The sequence below is a fragment of the Microcystis panniformis FACHB-1757 genome, assembly GCF_001264245.1.
GTDB lineage: Bacteria > Cyanobacteriota > Cyanobacteriia > Cyanobacteriales > Microcystaceae > Microcystis > Microcystis panniformis.
In genome coordinates, this window is the sequence record NZ_CP011339.1 from 132,236 (window position 1) to 148,513 (window position 16,278).

Annotated in this window: 10 protein-coding genes and 2 pseudogenes; 10 read left to right on the forward strand and 2 right to left on the reverse strand. The window is 39.6% G+C overall.

The features are described from left to right. Window positions 1–48: 48 nt before the first annotated feature. Window positions 49–291, forward strand: coding sequence for a hypothetical protein (locus tag VL20_RS00710; RefSeq protein ID WP_002763591.1), 243 nt, complete (start codon window positions 49–51; stop codon window positions 289–291). Window positions 292–298: 7 nt separating this feature from the next. Beyond that, window positions 299–1,114, forward strand: a complete 816-nt coding sequence (locus tag VL20_RS00715; protein ID WP_052275304.1) for an LmeA family phospholipid-binding protein — start codon at window positions 299–301, stop codon at window positions 1,112–1,114. A 142-nt stretch (window positions 1,115–1,256) separates the two neighbouring features. Here the strand turns inward: VL20_RS00715 and VL20_RS26770 are convergent, their stop codons facing one another. Further along, on the reverse strand, window positions 1,257–1,478 hold the full coding sequence (locus VL20_RS26770) for a hypothetical protein (protein ID WP_128575110.1): 222 nt from the start codon (window positions 1,476–1,478) through the stop codon (window positions 1,257–1,259). Here VL20_RS26770 and VL20_RS00720 point away from each other — a divergent pair. After that, window positions 1,393–2,072 (forward strand): annotated as a pseudogene (locus VL20_RS00720) (GerMN domain-containing protein). The gene VL20_RS26770 and the pseudogene VL20_RS00720 overlap by 86 nt on opposite strands. A 44-nt stretch (window positions 2,073–2,116) precedes the next feature. On the opposite strand, the gene VL20_RS00725 reads toward VL20_RS00720, so the two are convergent. Next, complete coding sequence (locus VL20_RS00725; RefSeq protein WP_052275305.1) at window positions 2,117–3,178, reverse strand: mechanosensitive ion channel family protein; 1,062 nt, start codon at window positions 3,176–3,178, stop codon at window positions 2,117–2,119. Between the two features lie 28 nt (window positions 3,179–3,206). Here VL20_RS00725 and VL20_RS00730 point away from each other — a divergent pair, with 28 nt between their 5' ends. The 7 genes and pseudogenes from VL20_RS00730 to VL20_RS00760 all read left to right on the forward strand — a co-directional run bounded on the left by VL20_RS00730 (window position 3,207) and on the right by VL20_RS00760 (window position 15,720). Next, window positions 3,207–3,698 carry a c-type cytochrome gene (locus VL20_RS00730; RefSeq protein WP_052275306.1) on the forward strand — a complete coding sequence of 164 codons (492 nt, stop codon included), beginning with the start codon at window positions 3,207–3,209 and terminating at the stop codon, window positions 3,696–3,698. Window positions 3,699–4,035: 337 nt separating this feature from the next. Next, a complete protein-coding gene (locus tag VL20_RS00735) occupies window positions 4,036–6,177 on the forward strand; it encodes an O-linked N-acetylglucosamine transferase, SPINDLY family protein (protein WP_052275307.1) in 2,142 nt (713 codons plus the stop codon). Window positions 6,178–6,194: 17 nt separating this feature from the next. Then, on the forward strand, window positions 6,195–8,345 hold the full coding sequence (locus tag VL20_RS00740; protein ID WP_052275308.1) for an O-linked N-acetylglucosamine transferase, SPINDLY family protein: 2,151 nt from the start codon (window positions 6,195–6,197) through the stop codon (window positions 8,343–8,345). A gap of 17 nt (window positions 8,346–8,362) precedes the next feature. Then, on the forward strand, window positions 8,363–10,522 hold the full coding sequence (locus VL20_RS00745; RefSeq protein WP_052275309.1) for an O-linked N-acetylglucosamine transferase, SPINDLY family protein: 2,160 nt from the start codon (window positions 8,363–8,365) through the stop codon (window positions 10,520–10,522). Between the two features lie 12 nt (window positions 10,523–10,534). Further along, on the forward strand, window positions 10,535–12,688 hold the full coding sequence (locus VL20_RS00750) for an O-linked N-acetylglucosamine transferase, SPINDLY family protein (protein WP_052275310.1): 2,154 nt from the start codon (window positions 10,535–10,537) through the stop codon (window positions 12,686–12,688). An 875-nt stretch (window positions 12,689–13,563) separates the two neighbouring features. Continuing rightward, window positions 13,564–14,954, forward strand: a pseudogene (locus VL20_RS00755) (NAD-dependent malic enzyme). A gap of 31 nt (window positions 14,955–14,985) precedes the next feature. Continuing rightward, the gene (locus VL20_RS00760; RefSeq protein ID WP_052275311.1) at window positions 14,986–15,720 is read left to right on the forward strand and encodes a M15 family metallopeptidase; all 735 of its coding nucleotides are present in this window, start codon (window positions 14,986–14,988) and stop codon (window positions 15,718–15,720) included. Window positions 15,721–16,278 lie beyond the last annotated feature (558 nt).

Genomic DNA, 16,278 nt, shown 5'->3' on the forward strand with positions numbered 1-16,278 from the left:
AAAAAACTTTACATACCTAGATTAATACACAGCCTACCCCATCTGATTATGAATTATCCCATCCCGACTACCCCCGAAGAAATTGCCGCCCTCCGACAGCGTCCCGTCGATGAGGAGATGATCGCTGCCGTGATTGCGGGAATTATTAGAATGGCCCGCGCTCAGGGTCAATCTCTCGATGATCTGACTGAAGAAATTCTCGCAGAAGACCCGATTTTAGATCAAGTGCAACGACGTTGGTTAAGTCAGCTTTTGACTAATGCTTGGCAAAATTTAGCTGGATGGGTGTAATTGAGCGATGGAATGGCTAACAATCACTCTCGCTAGTGTTTTGACCCTGTTAACTCCCGCAGGGGCAATTATTGATACGGTTTTAGCCCATACCCTTCGCTCTCAAGTCCAAAAAGTGGAACAATTAGCCGTGAGGGTCGATAATACTCCCAATTATCAGGTTCTGCAAGGCAAAATCGATCGAGTTCGCATTTCTGCACGGGGAATTTATCCCCTTGCTGGTGTTCGCATTGAGAAGATCGAGCTAGAAACTGAGCCAATTAGCCTCGATTTGCGGCGATTACAGCAGAAAAACAGCAGTTTAGCCGCCGCACTGCGCCGACCAGCTGCGGGAGCTTTGCATCTTGTCCTCACGGAAACTAATGTTAATCAAGCTTTACAATCGGCAGCGGTCAAAGAACAAATTCAGACCCTGATTAATAATCTGATTCCCTCTAGGGAAGAATTTGGTAGCACAAAATATCAACTTAGTCAAGCAAATTTTAATTTTCTTAATAATAATCGAGTCACCCTCAGCCTGCAGCTAGAGACACAACGGCCAGACGAACCAGCATCCACCCTCAATCTGAGCTTAGAAGTGGGATTTAAGCTAGTGCAGGGGCGAAAAATCGAGCTTATTGACCCCACAGCCACTCTTAATGGTCGTCGCATCTCCTCGCGCCTTCTCAAGGGGTTTGCCGAGGGTATATCCACCCAGTTAGATTTAAAAAACTTCGAGAAACAAGGAATTATCGCCCGCCTTCTCCAATTGCAGATTGACGATGATAAGCTGAGTATAGCCGCCTTTGGCAGCATTGAACCTCGATCGGGGAACCCCAATTAAATTTAACGGTCAGAAAAGAGGAGATATTTCAGTGATCAGTGATCAGTAATCAGTAATCAGTGAAAAGAAAACGGCAATTTCTATTTCAGTGATCGGTAAAAAGTGAAAAGACACTGGGAAACTGCTATTTAATACTGCTCACTTAATACATACCAATAACTGATAACTGATAACTGATAACTGATAACTGATAACTGATAACTGATAACTGATAACTGATAACTGATAACTGATAACTGATAACTGATAACTGATAACTGATAACTGATAACTGAATTATGCCTAGTTCTCGCTCTAGTGATAAAATCTCTTTGCCTTGGATAATTGGTATCGGCCTCGCTTTATTTACTGCTGGTGGGGCCACTGCTTGGTTTGCCGTCCATCACCTATCTTCCCCCCAGAAAACTAGCGAAAACCCGATTGAATCTCCCAGTCCGGCGCCGATAAGTCAATCGCCAATTGTTGAACCGATTTCTCCCGGTCCAGTGAAGACAAGTCCGACAGCAACTCCTGCAGCTATTCCTGTTAGGGAAACTCGACAGGTTTATTGGTTAAAAGTGACCGATAGGGGTAATCAATTAGTCACCCAAGAAATTACCGTTCAAAAAGCGGATAGCGACGACCGAGAGTTAACAGCAGTATTGCAAACTCTATTAGCAGGTCCAAGTAATCCTCAGGATATGACTACTATTCCCCCGGGACTAAATTACTTGATTTAAAAGTAGATAAAACGGGAATTAAAGTTAATCTCTCGCGGGAGTTTGGCACTGATGATGGTCCTGATATGTTGATCGGTCGTTTGGCACAAATCATCTATACTACTACTACCGAGGATCCCAATGCCAAAGTCTGGATTCAAGTGGAAGGAAAACCCCTAGAATTATTAGGAGAAGGCCACGGTATTGAAGTTGCCCAACCGATGACTCGTAAGTTTTTTGAGGAGAATTATCAATTGTAAGTTGTCCGCGCATTTAAATTGTTTGTTGCGATAGCAAATTGAGGTTAACTAGGGGGATTACTGGGGGGATAGGGAAAAAGAATTGGATAGGGAAGTTTAATTCCTTCTTGCTGATATCGTCGGTGTAGGAGTTTAATAAATTCGTGTTTAATGGTGAGATGTTGAAAAAATTCTTCTTCTACCACCTTGAGATAGACTGTTAGCACAATGCTATAGTAATCGAGTTTACCATAAAGAATCAAGGGTTTATAGTTACCGAGGTGAGGTTGCAATAACTGAGCGATTTCTTGCATAACTTCTAGGGTAACTTTTTCGACTTTTTCTAAGTCACTATCGTAACTAATGCCCACTTCCACGGGAATCAGTAGGGAGTGATCTGGTAAACTATAGTTACGGAAACTAGAAGAAATGATCTGAGCATTGGGAATGACCAAAAGATTATTGGTAATTTCTTCGATGACTGTGCATCTTAAATCCACATCTCGCACATAACCAGCTTCTCCCGTTCTCAGTTCAATATAATCTCCCGGTCTAACTTTTTTAGAAGTGATAATATTAATCCCTGACATTAAATTAGCTAGGGTATTTTGGAGAGCTAAACCGAGGGAAACACCCCCAATACCAAAGGCAGTAAGCATCGGAGTTATCGAAATGCCAATCGAGCTTAAAATCAGCAAAAAACCGCAGCTAAAAATCAGAACTTTGGCGAGAAATTCAAATAGGGAAGTTAGGGAAGAAATGCCATCATCTCCCGTGGTATAAACTCGTAATATTTCCACGGATAATTGAGCAATAGCCCAAGTAGCCGAAGCTAAAAAAGCCACTAGCAGCAATTTTTGGCTCAGGAGAATCAGGGAGGGAAAGAGGGGAAGATTGGGAAGGGAGAGGGCAATATTTAACCCCAAAAGTCCGAACCAAAGTATGCTTAATCCACGAAGGGAACGTAAAACCCCTTCCGAGAAACGCAGGTTTTTTTCTCTGGCAATCGATAAAAGTTGACTGACAACGCGCTGTTCTACGAGCCATCCCAACAGCAGGAAACTGAGGATGATAGTGATAGGTAAGATAATATAGGGCCAATCTTCCAGTCTGGTTAATAGGTTCATTGCTAGAGGGTTAGAAAAAGATGCAGTTTTGTCTTATATTATTCTCCATTTGCCTATCTCTAGCAGGGGCGGTGGAATTTTCGGGCAAAAAGTTGCAAAATGTAAAGAGAAACTCACCTTTCCTTCGGCGGCCTTCGTGAATAGTCAGTTATTTAAACCAAAATTCGGGCTTTATCGACTCTTAATAGTTATAATCGTGGTTTTGTTGCTGATTAGCACCTTTTTAATCACCTTTCATCTGGCTAAGATGTCGGATCCTTACATTAAAGAGGTTTTATCCCTACAAGGTAATGTCAGTCGCGGTTACGAAATCTTTCAGATTAACTGCGCTGCTTGTCACGGTCAGTTTGCTGATGGCATCGTCGGACCGAGTTTAGAGGACGTTTCCCATCGCAAATCGAGAATTAGTCTGATTGAACAGGTAATTAGCGGTAAAACCCCGCCGATGCCCAAATTTCAGCCTGATACTCAAGCTATGGCCGATTTATTGGTTTATTTAGAAAATCTTTCAAAAAACTGACTTGAAAGAGGGTGTAGGGTGTAGGGTGTGGGGTGTAGGGAAGGAAACCTCTTTCATCTGTGGGGGTGAAAACTTTTTCATCGGGACTGACTCTTGGCTGAGATTGATGGTAAGCTAGGACGCGTTGAAACTGGGTGCAGAGTGGGAAGCGGGGGAAGTGGGGACGTGGGGACGTGGGAAGTGGGGGAATTTCAACTAAAACCCTAACACCCCCCGCAAAGCGCACGCAGTGACCACCCCAAAACCCAACCCCTGACCGACTGATAAATTTTACTTATATAGAAAAATTTTGCTTATATTTGGGTACGCTAGTAGAGACACTTAACGATAAATACTTATGTCTTGGCATTCCCAAGTTGAACCGGCAATTATCCAAGGGGATTTCTGGCAAGTTAGCCAGTTTTATCAAGAATTGATAGAAAAAGAACCCTTAGAAATTAGTCATTATTGGTATTTAGGATTGGCCTATCTTTTAGAAGCTAGGGAAGAAGAAGCACAAACCACATGGTTATTCGTCCTCAGTCAAGGGGATGAAGGGGAAATGACTGCGTGGACAGCAGATTTAGTCAATATTTTGGATGGGGAAGCGCGAAGACAATTAGAGTTAGGCAATTTAGAAACCAGTTGGTTAATTCGAGGACATATTCGCGAGATTAGTCACGATAATATTGATAATTTACTGCGGTTTATTTTATTAGCAATTAATTTGAATTATTTTGAAAAAGAGCAGTTAAAAACTTGGTTATTTGTCGATGTGTTAAAAACAAATGATTTCCAGAGTCTCGAGTTAAGTTTATTAGCAGAAGTTTTAGAAAAATTTCTCGATTCTCAGATACCAGAAACCGTCCCCTACTTAGAGGCAATATTTCAATCTAACTGTCAGCGACAAACTTTTATCAAAGTAGTAGAAGCTAAATTACCTTCTCTAGGCATACCATTGGCTATTGATATTATTAATACTTGTTTAGCAGTAGAACCAGGGCAAATTTATCTGTTAGCTGAACTGTATCAATGTTATTTTTATAATCGAGATTTTGCTGCTGCTATGCAAGTAGCTAGTCAATTAAAAACAAGTTGTCAAGGGTTGCCTTCTCAAGCTGTAGCTGATTTTCTTGCTCTTTATGTCAAATTATTTAGTGGTAATTGGGTCGATATTAAGGCAGATGTTGAAGAATATACAGAATCCTTGCAAAAAACCATCGCTAATCGAGAATGTCCCAGATTACTTGATAAACCATCCCTAGCAATTTTATCCCCTCTAGTTTACCTAGAAGATAACCCACGAAAAAACCGTTACATTAGTAATTGTGTTGGTCAACTTTTTCAGGGATATGTTTGCAATAATTATAAGGGTAATTCTCTTCACAAATCGACTATTAAAGATACCAATAAAGTTCTAAAAATTGGCTATATTGCCCATACTTTATATAATCATTCTATCGGATTGATCTCTAGATGGTTAATGAAGTATCATGACTATAACCAGTTTCATGTCTCTTTATACCTAGTATCTCAAAAAGAAGACCTTATCACTGAAAATAGTTTTAGAAATCAGGTAAATGCTTGCTATAATTTACAGATTGATCCTCTAATGATTGCTGAAAAAATCAGTCAAGATAATATTGATATTTTGGTAGATTTAGACAGCATCACTAATAACACAACTTGTCAAGTCATGGCACTAAAATCCGCACCAATACAAGTGACTTGGTTAGGTTTTGATGCGTCAGGAATTCCTGCAATTGATTACTATCTTGCTGATAATTACGTTTTACCAGCAGATGCACAGGAATATTACCGAGAAAAAATTTGGCGCTTACCTAATTCCTATATTTGTGTGGATGGTGTCGAGGTTGCTTACCATTCTCTCCGAAGGGATGATTTAGGGATTCCAGAGGATGCAATTAATTACTTAACCGTACAAACGGGGGTAAAACGGAACCCTGAAACTATTCGACTTCAGCTACAAGTTTTAAAGGCAGTTCCTAATAGTTATTTGAGTATTCAAGGGTTAAGTGATGCTAAATCAGTGGAAAAATTATTTTTCAAAGTTGCCGAGGAAGAAGGAATTAATTATGAGAGATTAAAAATCTTACCCCTCTATCCCACAGGAATTTATCGAGCAAATTTAAGGATAGCTGATGTGGTTTTAGATACCTATCCTTTTACGGGAGGAATGACGACTTTAGATGTGCTGTGGATGGGGATTCCTTTAGTTACAAAAGTTGGTCAACAATGGTCATCGAGAAATAGTTATACTTTAATGGTTAATGCGGGAATTAGTGAGGGTATTGCTTGGAGTGATGAGGAGTATATCGACTGGGGGATTAAGTTAGGTAAGGATGAACAATTGAGACGCAAGGTTATCGCTAAATTAGATGAATCTAGAAAAACTTCACCGATTTGGAATGCACGTCAGTTTACTAAAGATGTGGAAAGCGCCTATCGTCAAATGTGGCAAATCTATTGTGAAAGTTAATCAGGGAGAATTAAATCATGTCTTGGCAAAATGAAGTTAAAACCGCTTTAGAAAACAATCAATACGATATTGTTAGTCAGTTTTACGAAGAACTGATAGAAAGAGAAACCACAGAAATTAGTTATTATTGGTATTTAGGATTATCCTATCTTTTGCAAGGAAGAGAAGAAGAAGCACAAGCTACTTGGTTATTTGTTTTCACTCAAGGAGAAGAACAGGAGGTGATGCTGTGGACAGTAGATTTAGTCAATATTTTGGATGGGGAAGCGCGAAGACAAGTTAAGCTAAAAAATTGGCAATTAAGCTGGGTAATTCGTCAGCATATCTACGAGATAAATCCAGATAACTTAGAAAATTTATTATATCTAGTGCTGTTAGAAATTAAGCTAGAATATTTTTATCCCCAAAAACTTAAAGATTGGCAAATAGTTAATTTAATTAGTTCGGACAAGTTAGAAACTTTCGATATAAATTTACTCCTACACACAATCTATAAACTTCTAGATTGGCCAGCGCAAGAAGTTTTGGATATTATCATAACCCTTTTAAAAATAGACTCACAACAATCTGCAATATTGGAAATTATCGAACAACATATTGAAAAAATTTATTATACTGATAACACTAATGCTGTTATTTTGACTCTTAGCTGTCTAGATATTATACCCGATCACTTACAGCTTTTATACAAAATTCGTCAATACTATATCGAGACTGGTAACTTTGATTTGGCCTTAGAAACTGCTAATAAAATCAAGAATTTATCCAATGATAAAGCTGCAAAACTGGATGGTATTTATCTGCTGCTATATACGGAACTTTTAGCAGGTAATTGGTTAAATATTGACAATAAAACCCAAGAATATTATCAAGCAATTCAAAATAATTTAGAGCGGTGTCAATGTCCCATGAGAAATCAAGCTGAGGTTATTTCTATAACTTTTCCCTTAGCTTATTTAAAAGATGACTTAGTAGGTAATCGCAGGTTAACTAATCAGTTAGCCAAACTTTTTCAAGAGGCAGTTAGAAAAAAAATTAATCAAGTTACTATCGAGTCTCAGAAACCTAAAGATGTCAATAAAAAACTAAACATTGGCTATATTGCCCATACTTTACGGCGACATTCCGTCGGGTTTTTAAGTCGCTGGTTAATTCATTATCATCAACGAGATAACTTTAATATTCATCTCTACCTAGTCAATCAAGTCGAGGATGATATTACAGAACAATGGTTTAAAAATAAGGTGGATAAGTATGATAATTTACCAGCAAACCACCAAATTATTGCCGAGAAAATTAATCAAGATAACATCGATATTTTAGTAGATTTAGATAGTATAACTAATGATGCCACCTGTCAAGTCATGGCACTAAAACCCGCACCAATACAAGTGACTTGGTTAGGTTTTGATGCGTCAGGAATTCCCGCAATTGATTACTATCTTGCTGATAATTACGTTTTACCAGCAGATGCACAGGAATATTACCGAGAAAAAATTTGGCGCTTACCTAATTCCTATATTTGTGTGGATGGTGTCGAGGTTGCTTACCCCTCTCTCCGAAGGGATGATTTAGGGATTCCAGAGGATGCAATTAATTACTTAACCGTACAAACGGGGGTAAAACGGAACCCTGAAACTATTCGACTTCAGCTACAAGTTTTAAAGGCAGTTCCTAATAGTTATTTGAGTATTCAAGGGTTAAGTGATGCTAAATCAGTGGAAAAATTATTTTTCAAAGTTGCCGAGGAAGAAGGAATTAATTATGAGAGATTAAAAATCTTACCCCTCTATCCCACAGGAATTTATCGAGCAAATTTAAGGATAGCTGATGTGGTTTTAGATACCTATCCTTTTACGGGAGGAATGACGACTTTAGATGTGCTGTGGATGGGGATTCCTTTAGTTACAAAAGTTGGTCAACAATGGTCATCGAGAAATAGTTATACTTTAATGGTTAATGCGGGAATTAGTGAGGGTATTGCTTGGAGTGATGAGGAGTATATCGACTGGGGGATTAAGTTAGGTAAGGATGAACAATTGAGACGCAAAGTTATCGCTAAATTAGATGAATCTAGACAAACTTCACCGATTTGGAATGCACGTCAGTTTACTAAAGATGTGGAAAGCGCCTATCGTCAAATGTGGCAAATCTATTGTGAAAGTTAATCAGGGAGAATTAAATCATGTCTTGGCAAAATGAAGTTAAAACCGCTTTAGAAAACAATCAATACGATATTGTTAGTCAGTTTTACGAAGAACTGATAGAAAGAGAAACCACAGAAATTAGTTATTATTGGTATTTAGGATTATCCTATCTTTTGCAAGGAAGAGAAGAAGAAGCACAAGCTACTTGGTTATTTGTCTTCACTCAAGGAGATGAACAGGAAACCGAGTCATGGCTGCTAGAATTAAGCAATATTTTAACTACCGAAGCTAACCGACAAATAGAGTTAGAAAATCTAGAAATCTCTTGGTTAATTCGTAAACATCTACAGGAAATTAATCCCAGTTATCTCGATAATTTACTGCACTTAACCCTCGTTGAAATTAAATTAAATAGATTTGATCCTCAACAACTGCAAGAATGGCAAATACTAGAATTAATTACTCAGGGTTCAGTTAACTCTCAATTATTGGAACGGGTAGTAATTGCCGTCATACCTTACACCCATAAATATACCATAGAATTAGTTCGGTTAAGTTTACCCTATCTGTCGAATTCTTTAAAACTTCTGGATCATATTTTAAAAATTACTCGTCAGGTAGCGTTTCAAAAAAAACTACCTCTTTATTCGGTAGATTTGGCGGAAGCTTTTCTTCCCCTTTATCCCGAAAGTTGGTACTTACAAGTTAATTTATTTTGGTTTTATATCTCTTCAGATGACTATGACAAAGCAATAAATTTAGCAAATAAGTTGAAAAAGAAAAGTCAGACAATTGATTTGAAAATGTTTAGTCAATCTCTCCTCTTTAATGGCTCTTTACGATCCTCAAAATGGAATGATATCCCTAGTATTTGTCAAGAGTATAAACACTTAATTAGAGAATTTATAGAACAAAACCCCCAAGATATACATCCCTTAGTTAGAGAAAATTTACTAACAGTTATGAATCCGATTTCTTACTATGAAGATAACCCGAAAGAGAATCGACCGCTTTTAAGTCATATTGGTAGTTTTTTTCAAACAACCTACAAAGAAATGCTGGGTTTTCAAGAGGAAAGTTTTGACAAACCCAGAGAAGATAATCCCGATAAAAAACTTAAAATTGGTTACATTTCCCAAAGCTTAAAAAGTCATCCCGTGGGTTTCTTGAGTCGTTGGACTATCAATTATCACAATCGTGAGCAGTTTGATATTCACCTTTATATGGTGAGTCAACCTGTGGATGAAATAACTCAACAATGGTTTTCTAATCCCGCAGATAAAATCTATCATGCTACTGCTGATTCCCTAGCAACCTACCGCAAAATTAAAGAAGATAACATCGATATCCTTGTGGACTTAGATAGTGGTACCGGGGCAATCGTTGCCCCAGTTATTGCCTTAAAACCTGCTCCTATTCAAGTTAACTGGTTAGGTTTTGATGGTTCCGGTTTACCCGCAGTAGATTATCTTTTAGCGGATCCTTATGTACTACCAGAAAATGCCCAAGAATATTATCAAGAAAAAATCTGGCGTTTACCTGATGCTTTTGTCGCTGTGGATGGTTTTGAAATAGCCGTTCCTACCCTGCGAAGAGAAGATTTAGGTATTAATAATGATGCGGTTATTTACCTAAGCTCTCAAACGGCAATTAAGCGTAATCCGGCGATGATTCGCTTACAAATGCAAATCCTCAAATCCGTACCTAATAGTTATTTCCTGATTCAAGGAGTTGCTGATGATAATTCTCTCTGGGATTTATTCTGTCAAATTGCCGCAGAAGTTGGGGTAGAAACTAATCGAATTAAGATGCTTCCTATCTATCAGACGGAAACCTACAGGGCAAATTTAGCCATCGCTGATGTGGTTTTGGACACCTATCCCTTTAACGGTGGTACAACCACCCTAGAAACCCTCTGGATGGGAATTCCTCTGGTGGTTAAAGTGGGGCAACAATGGTCATCACGCAACGGTTATACTTTAATGATGAATGCGGGAATAACTGAGGGTATAGCTTGGAGTGATGAAGAATATGTGCAGTGGGGAATTAAGTTAGGATTGGATAAAAATTTAAGAGAAGAAGTCCGTTGGAAACTCCGAAAGTCTCGTCATACATCTCCCCTCTGGAATGCCAAACAATTTACCAGAGACTTAGAAACTGCTTATCAACAAATGTGGAATATTTATTGTCAATCTTAGCGGATAAAAACTATGCAATGGCATCAAGACATACAAACCCATTTAAACAACAATAATTATCAACTGGTGGTGCAGTTTTATGAACAATTAATTGACAACAATTCTCTGGTAATTGAGGATTATTTTTATCTAGGATTAGCCTATCTTTTACAAGATAGAGAAGAAGACGCGCAAGCTACTTGGTTACTGGTGTTGAGTCAAGCAGCCGAATCAGAATTATCGGGGTGGATAGAAACTTTAACTCAAATCTTAGATGCAGAGGCAACCAGACAAGAAAATTCCCAAAGACTAGAGACAAGTTATCTAATTCGATGGCAGCTACAAAATCTTAATCCTAGTTTTTTAAATAATCTCCTGCATCTGATGGAATTAGAAATACAATTCCAAAATTTTGCGATGGAAAAGTGCAATGATTGGTGTGTATTTGAACTGTTAGAGAATACAGCTACAGCAGCAGTTAATCTTGATTTACTGCTGCGAGTGACGGAAAAAGTTTTAATCTACCCCTGTACTAATACCATCCACTTTTTAGAATTAGCAGCCTTACATATCAATAATCCAGAAATAATTGCAGCCAAAGTTATTTCAGCAATTGTCAATTATGCTTATCAACAAAAACAAAGTGTATTTGCCATTAATTTAGTAGAACTTTGTTTGCGCTTTCTACCAGAGTATTTATACCTACAAAATAGTTTGTTTAATCTTTATAAAACCACCACTGTTGACTATAAAAAAGCCCTAGAAATTGCCGATAATTTTTATAAAAGTTGCCAGACAACTACTGAAAAGCTGTTCGGAATTTCTCTAGTGATTGGTATTTTACAAGCTAAGGGAGACTGGGGAAATTTACCTAAATTTATTGATGAATTAATCCAATTAATCGAGGGACAAATTAATGCCAAACAATTTAATGCACGTCCCTTTATTATCGACTCTATTTTAGGAGTTACTATCTGTCTTCCCTACTATCAAGATAATCCGAAAATTAATTGCTATTTACAAAGTAAACTAGCGGAAATTTTTCAAGCAGATGTAAGAACCCGCTACCACTATATTGCTCCTGTTTATTCTTCAAAATCTCCAGCAAGAAAAATAAAAATTGGTTATATTGCCTATACTCTCCGTCGTCATTCTGTGGGTTGGTTAAGTCGCTGGTTATTTCACTATCATAATCGAGATAAATTTGAAATTTACACCTATTGTGTCAACCAAGCAGCGGACGAAATGACTGAAAAATGGTTTAAAAATAACTCAGATTATAGCTATAACTTGCCCGCAAAAATTGAACAAATAACTGCCCAAATTCGTCAAGACAAATTAGATATTTTAGTGGATCTTGATAGCTTAACTAATAATACAACTTATCTAGTAATGGCCTTAAAACCAGCACCGATACAAGTAACCTGGTTAGGATTAGATGCGTCGGGAATTCCTGCTATTGATTATTTTATTGCTGATAACTACGTTTTACCCGAAAATGCTCAAGAAATTTATTCAGAAAAAATTATCCGACTTCCTAACTCTTATTTATCCGTGGATGGTTTTGAAGTGGGTGTTCCCACTAGGAGAAGAACTGATTTAAATATTCCCGATGATGCTATTATTTATCTGACCGTGCAATCGGGATTAAAACGCACCTTAAACATGATTTGTCTCCAATTGCAGATTATCCAACAGGTTCCTAATAGCTTTCTTTTAATCAAAGGTTTTGCCGACAAAGAAACCATTCGAGAATTATTTATCAAAAGTGCCGAAGAATTGGGAATTAGTCAAGATAGATTAAGATTTTTGCCCAATGATTTCAATGAGGAAACCCATCGCGCTAATCTAGGAATTGCTGATATAGTTCTCGATACCTATCCCTATAATGGTGCTACCACAACCCTAGAAACCCTCTGGATGGGGATTCCTTTAGTCACTAGGGTTGGTGAACAATTCGCAGCCCGCAATAGCTATACTTTTATGAAAAATGCCGGCATTAGTCAGGGTATAGCTTGGAGTGAGGAGGAATATGTGCAGTGGGGAATTAAGCTAGGATTGGATCAAAATTTAAGGGAAGAAATTCGTTATCAATTACGTCAATCTCGTCATACATCTCCCCTCTGGAATGCCAAACAATTTACCAGAGATTTAGAAACTGCTTATCAACAAATGTGGAATATTTAGGGTGCATCTCATTTTTGTCAATCTACTAAGTTGGGATTTTGGCTCTTCGGTTTATGTTATGCAATGAACGGGGGTTATAGAGGATGTAACCCTTGTATAGAAAGGCATTTAGCGATTTTTGTCAATTATTTTTCTCTAGAGCGAACTAATCAATTAAGTCTCTTGCCAGATAAGGATTTAGTCGATTTATGCTCCCCTATCGAACCATACCAAGTAACGAAGAGCCGGGATTTTTAAGGGAAAACTCTCTTTTAAAATTGGGCTTTACTTCCGATTTTATCGCTCAATCCAAGCTTTTGGGGGGTAGAACCCCCCAAACCCCTAGGGTTGATTCATAGTAGGGTTGATTCATGAATCAACCCTACCCAAACCCCCCGTTGGGGGCGTGGCGCCGCCCCCAAACCCCGGAGCGCATTAGTTTTTCGGTGGGCTGCTTACAGGTAGTTGTTAATACTTTTGTACGCATTTGAGAGTGACTGATAATTGCTGATTGTCGGTATTTTTGCAAATGTGAGATGCAGCCTTCCTACCTTCTCCCCACACCCCACACCCCACACCCCACACCCCGCTCCCCTGGTGTTAGGCCCAGAGAAAGGGAGCATCTCACTTACGCGATGAGTAATTATACTTAGCCTAAAAGCCACTCTTAATCGTGTCTTGGAACGAAATAGAGGCTTTTAAAGACCGCGTACATGGAGAATTAAAACAAGAATTACCCTCGAAAAGCCTATTTTTCTACTAAGTATTTATGCTTATTGCAAAGGTGAGATGCTCCCCAGAGAAACCCTAATAGCTAAAGAAACTGCGCGATTAGATACCAAAGTCCCTCACAGATAGAAGATAATCAATATTTATCAGTATTGGAAGCCTTCAGCATGGTTCATTTAACGCCCAATCCTAGCTATAGTCTAAGTCTCAAGATAGAAATCCCCAATCAAGCGGGAACCTTCGCTTCTGTCCTCAATGCGATCGCCGATGTCGGGGGAATTTAGGGCAAATTTCTCTGATCGAACGCAATTTAAAGATTAGCACCCGCGAGGTGATGGTTGATGCCGCTAGTACCGACCAAGCGGAACAGATTATCGCCGCGGTTAAAGCTCTACCGGATGTTAAACTGCTCAAAGTTTCCGATCGCACTTTCGACCTCCATCGTCGGGGTAAAATCTCCATTGAAAGTCGTATTCCCCTCACCTCCCAGGATGACCTGGCCATGGCCTACACCCCCGGAGTTGGTCGCATCTGCACCGCTATCGCCCACCAACCAGAACAAGTGTATTCATTGACCATCAAGGGCAACACCGTCGCTGTAGTGACCGATGGTAGCGCGGTATTAGGATTAGGAAATCTCGGGCCAGAGGCTGCCTTGCCGGTAATGGAAGGGAAAGCGATGTTATTCAAGGAATTCGCCGGAATTGATGCTTTTCCTATCTGTTTAGCCACCCAAGACCCCGAAGAAATCATCGCAACCGTCAAAAGAATCGCTCCGGTTTTTGGAGGTATTAACCTAGAGGATATCGGCGCTCCCCGCTGTTTTGAAATCGAGAAACGTCTGCGAGCGGAATTAAATATTCCCGTTTTCCACGATGATCAACATGGTACAGCGATCGTTTCCCTGGCTGCCCTGATTAATGCCCTCAAATTAGTCAAAAAATCGCTTGATACAGTCAAAATCGTCATTAATGGTGCAGGTGCAGCGGGAATCGCCATCGCTACTCTCTTTAAAACCGCAGGAGCTACAGATATAACCCTCTGTGATTCCCTTGGCATCCTCTCCCAACAACGGGACGATTTAACCCCAGAAAAACAAGCTTGGGCCGTGGCCGCCACTGGTAAGCTAGGGGATGCTCTTAAAGGCGCTGATGTCTTCTTGGGGGTGAGCGCACCGGGGGTATTGACTCCCGAAATGGTCAAGGGAATGGCTAAAGATGCGATCGTGTTTGCCATGGCTAATCCGATTCCCGAAATTCAACCGGAATTAATCAATGATTTAGTGGCCGTGGTGGCTACCGGACGCAGCGATTATCCCAATCAGATTAATAATGTTCTCGCTTTCCCCGGATTATTTCGCGGGGCCCTGGACTGTCGCGCTAGGGCCATCACCGATAATATGTATCTGGAAGCGGCCAAAGCGATCGCTTCTTTGATCAATCCTGCTAATCTTGATCGAGAGAATATTATTCCCTCGGTTTTTGATGGTCGTGTAGTTACGGCTGTGGCCGCCGCAGTTCAACACGCTGCTCGTCAAGATGGAGTGGCCGGGGAATAATGTAATTATCGTGCAGGAGGGTAAGTGAACCGTGAAACCGATCGATGATATTCCCGAAGCTTTGCGGGACAACCAGTACAGAAAAACTACTAATCCTAATGGTCTCATAGCGATCGCAAGCGGTTTACTTGCTCTGGTGGGAACCGGCCTAATTGCCATAGCAGTCTTGAATCGTCCCCCTGCTACCGTACAAAAACCGGTTATTAACCCATCACCCCCCATTAAAGCCACTCCTAGCCCCATTGAGAACATTTTAGGTCATTTACCCTATCAAGAGGCCCCGGAGACGGAATTAGCCCCCATTACTGGGGATGGTGCTATGCGTTTAAGGAAACCGGCAGCCAAGGCTTTTATCGAGATGCAGAGTGACGCGAGAAGGTCGGGGGTGATTTTAATGCCGATTTCCGCATTTCGATCGAAAGCAACCCAAGAAAAGCTCTTTTTTGAAGTTAAAAAACAACGCAATCAGCAAACCCGCAAACGAGCAGAAGTGAGCGCACCTCCGGGTTACAGCGAACATCATACCGGTTATGCGATCGATATTGGCGATGGTCGCGCTCCCGCAACGAATTTAAGTAGCAGTTTTGCTAATACTGCCGCTTTTCGTTGGTTGCAAAATAACGCTGCCCAGTATAGTTTTGAGTTATCTTTCCCTGAAAATAATCCCCAGGGTATTAATTATGAACCTTGGCACTGGCGTTTTGTCGGGGATAGTCACAGTTTAGAAACTTTTTATAAAGCCCAACAATTAGGAAAACAAAAATAAGATAACCTTATCGGCGATTGCGTCCTGTAGGGGCGAAGCATTCGGACAATAACCTATCGCTGAAACCAGAGATTTTCTATCCGAATGCTTCGCCCGTACTTTTTCAATTTTTTAGAAAACCTAACAATTAGGAAAACAAAAATAGGATAACCTTATCGGCAATTGCGTCCAGCATTCGGGCAATAACCTATCGCTGAAACCAGAGATTTTCTATCCGAATGCTTCGCCCGTACTTTTTCAACTTTTTAGAAAAGCCAACAATTAGGAAAACAAAAATAGGATAACCTTATCGGCAATTGCGTCCAGCATTCGGGCAATAACCTATCGCTGAAACCAGAGATTTTCTATCCGAATGCTTCGCCCGTACTTTTTAAATTTTTTAGAAAACCTAACAATTAGGAAAACAAAAATAAGATAACCTTATCGGCAATTGCGTCCAGCATTCGGACAATAACCTATCGCTGAAACCAGAGATTTTCTATCCGAATGCTTCGCCCGTACTTTTTAAATTTTTTAGAAAACCTAACAATTAGGAAAACAAAAATAGGATAACCTTAT

Coding starts and splice junctions, on each gene's coding strand:
- VL20_RS00725 (WP_052275305.1), bottom strand. CDS start 3,178: ATGAACCTATTAACCAGACTGGAAGATTGGCCCTATATTATCTTACCT.
- VL20_RS00745 (WP_052275309.1), top strand. CDS start 8,363: ATGTCTTGGCAAAATGAAGTTAAAACCGCTTTAGAAAACAATCAATAC.
- VL20_RS00740 (WP_052275308.1), top strand. CDS start 6,195: ATGTCTTGGCAAAATGAAGTTAAAACCGCTTTAGAAAACAATCAATAC.
- VL20_RS00715 (WP_052275304.1), top strand. CDS start 299: ATGGAATGGCTAACAATCACTCTCGCTAGTGTTTTGACCCTGTTAACT.
- VL20_RS00710 (WP_002763591.1), top strand. CDS start 49: ATGAATTATCCCATCCCGACTACCCCCGAAGAAATTGCCGCCCTCCGA.
- VL20_RS00750 (WP_052275310.1), top strand. CDS start 10,535: ATGCAATGGCATCAAGACATACAAACCCATTTAAACAACAATAATTAT.
- VL20_RS00735 (WP_052275307.1), top strand. CDS start 4,036: ATGTCTTGGCATTCCCAAGTTGAACCGGCAATTATCCAAGGGGATTTC.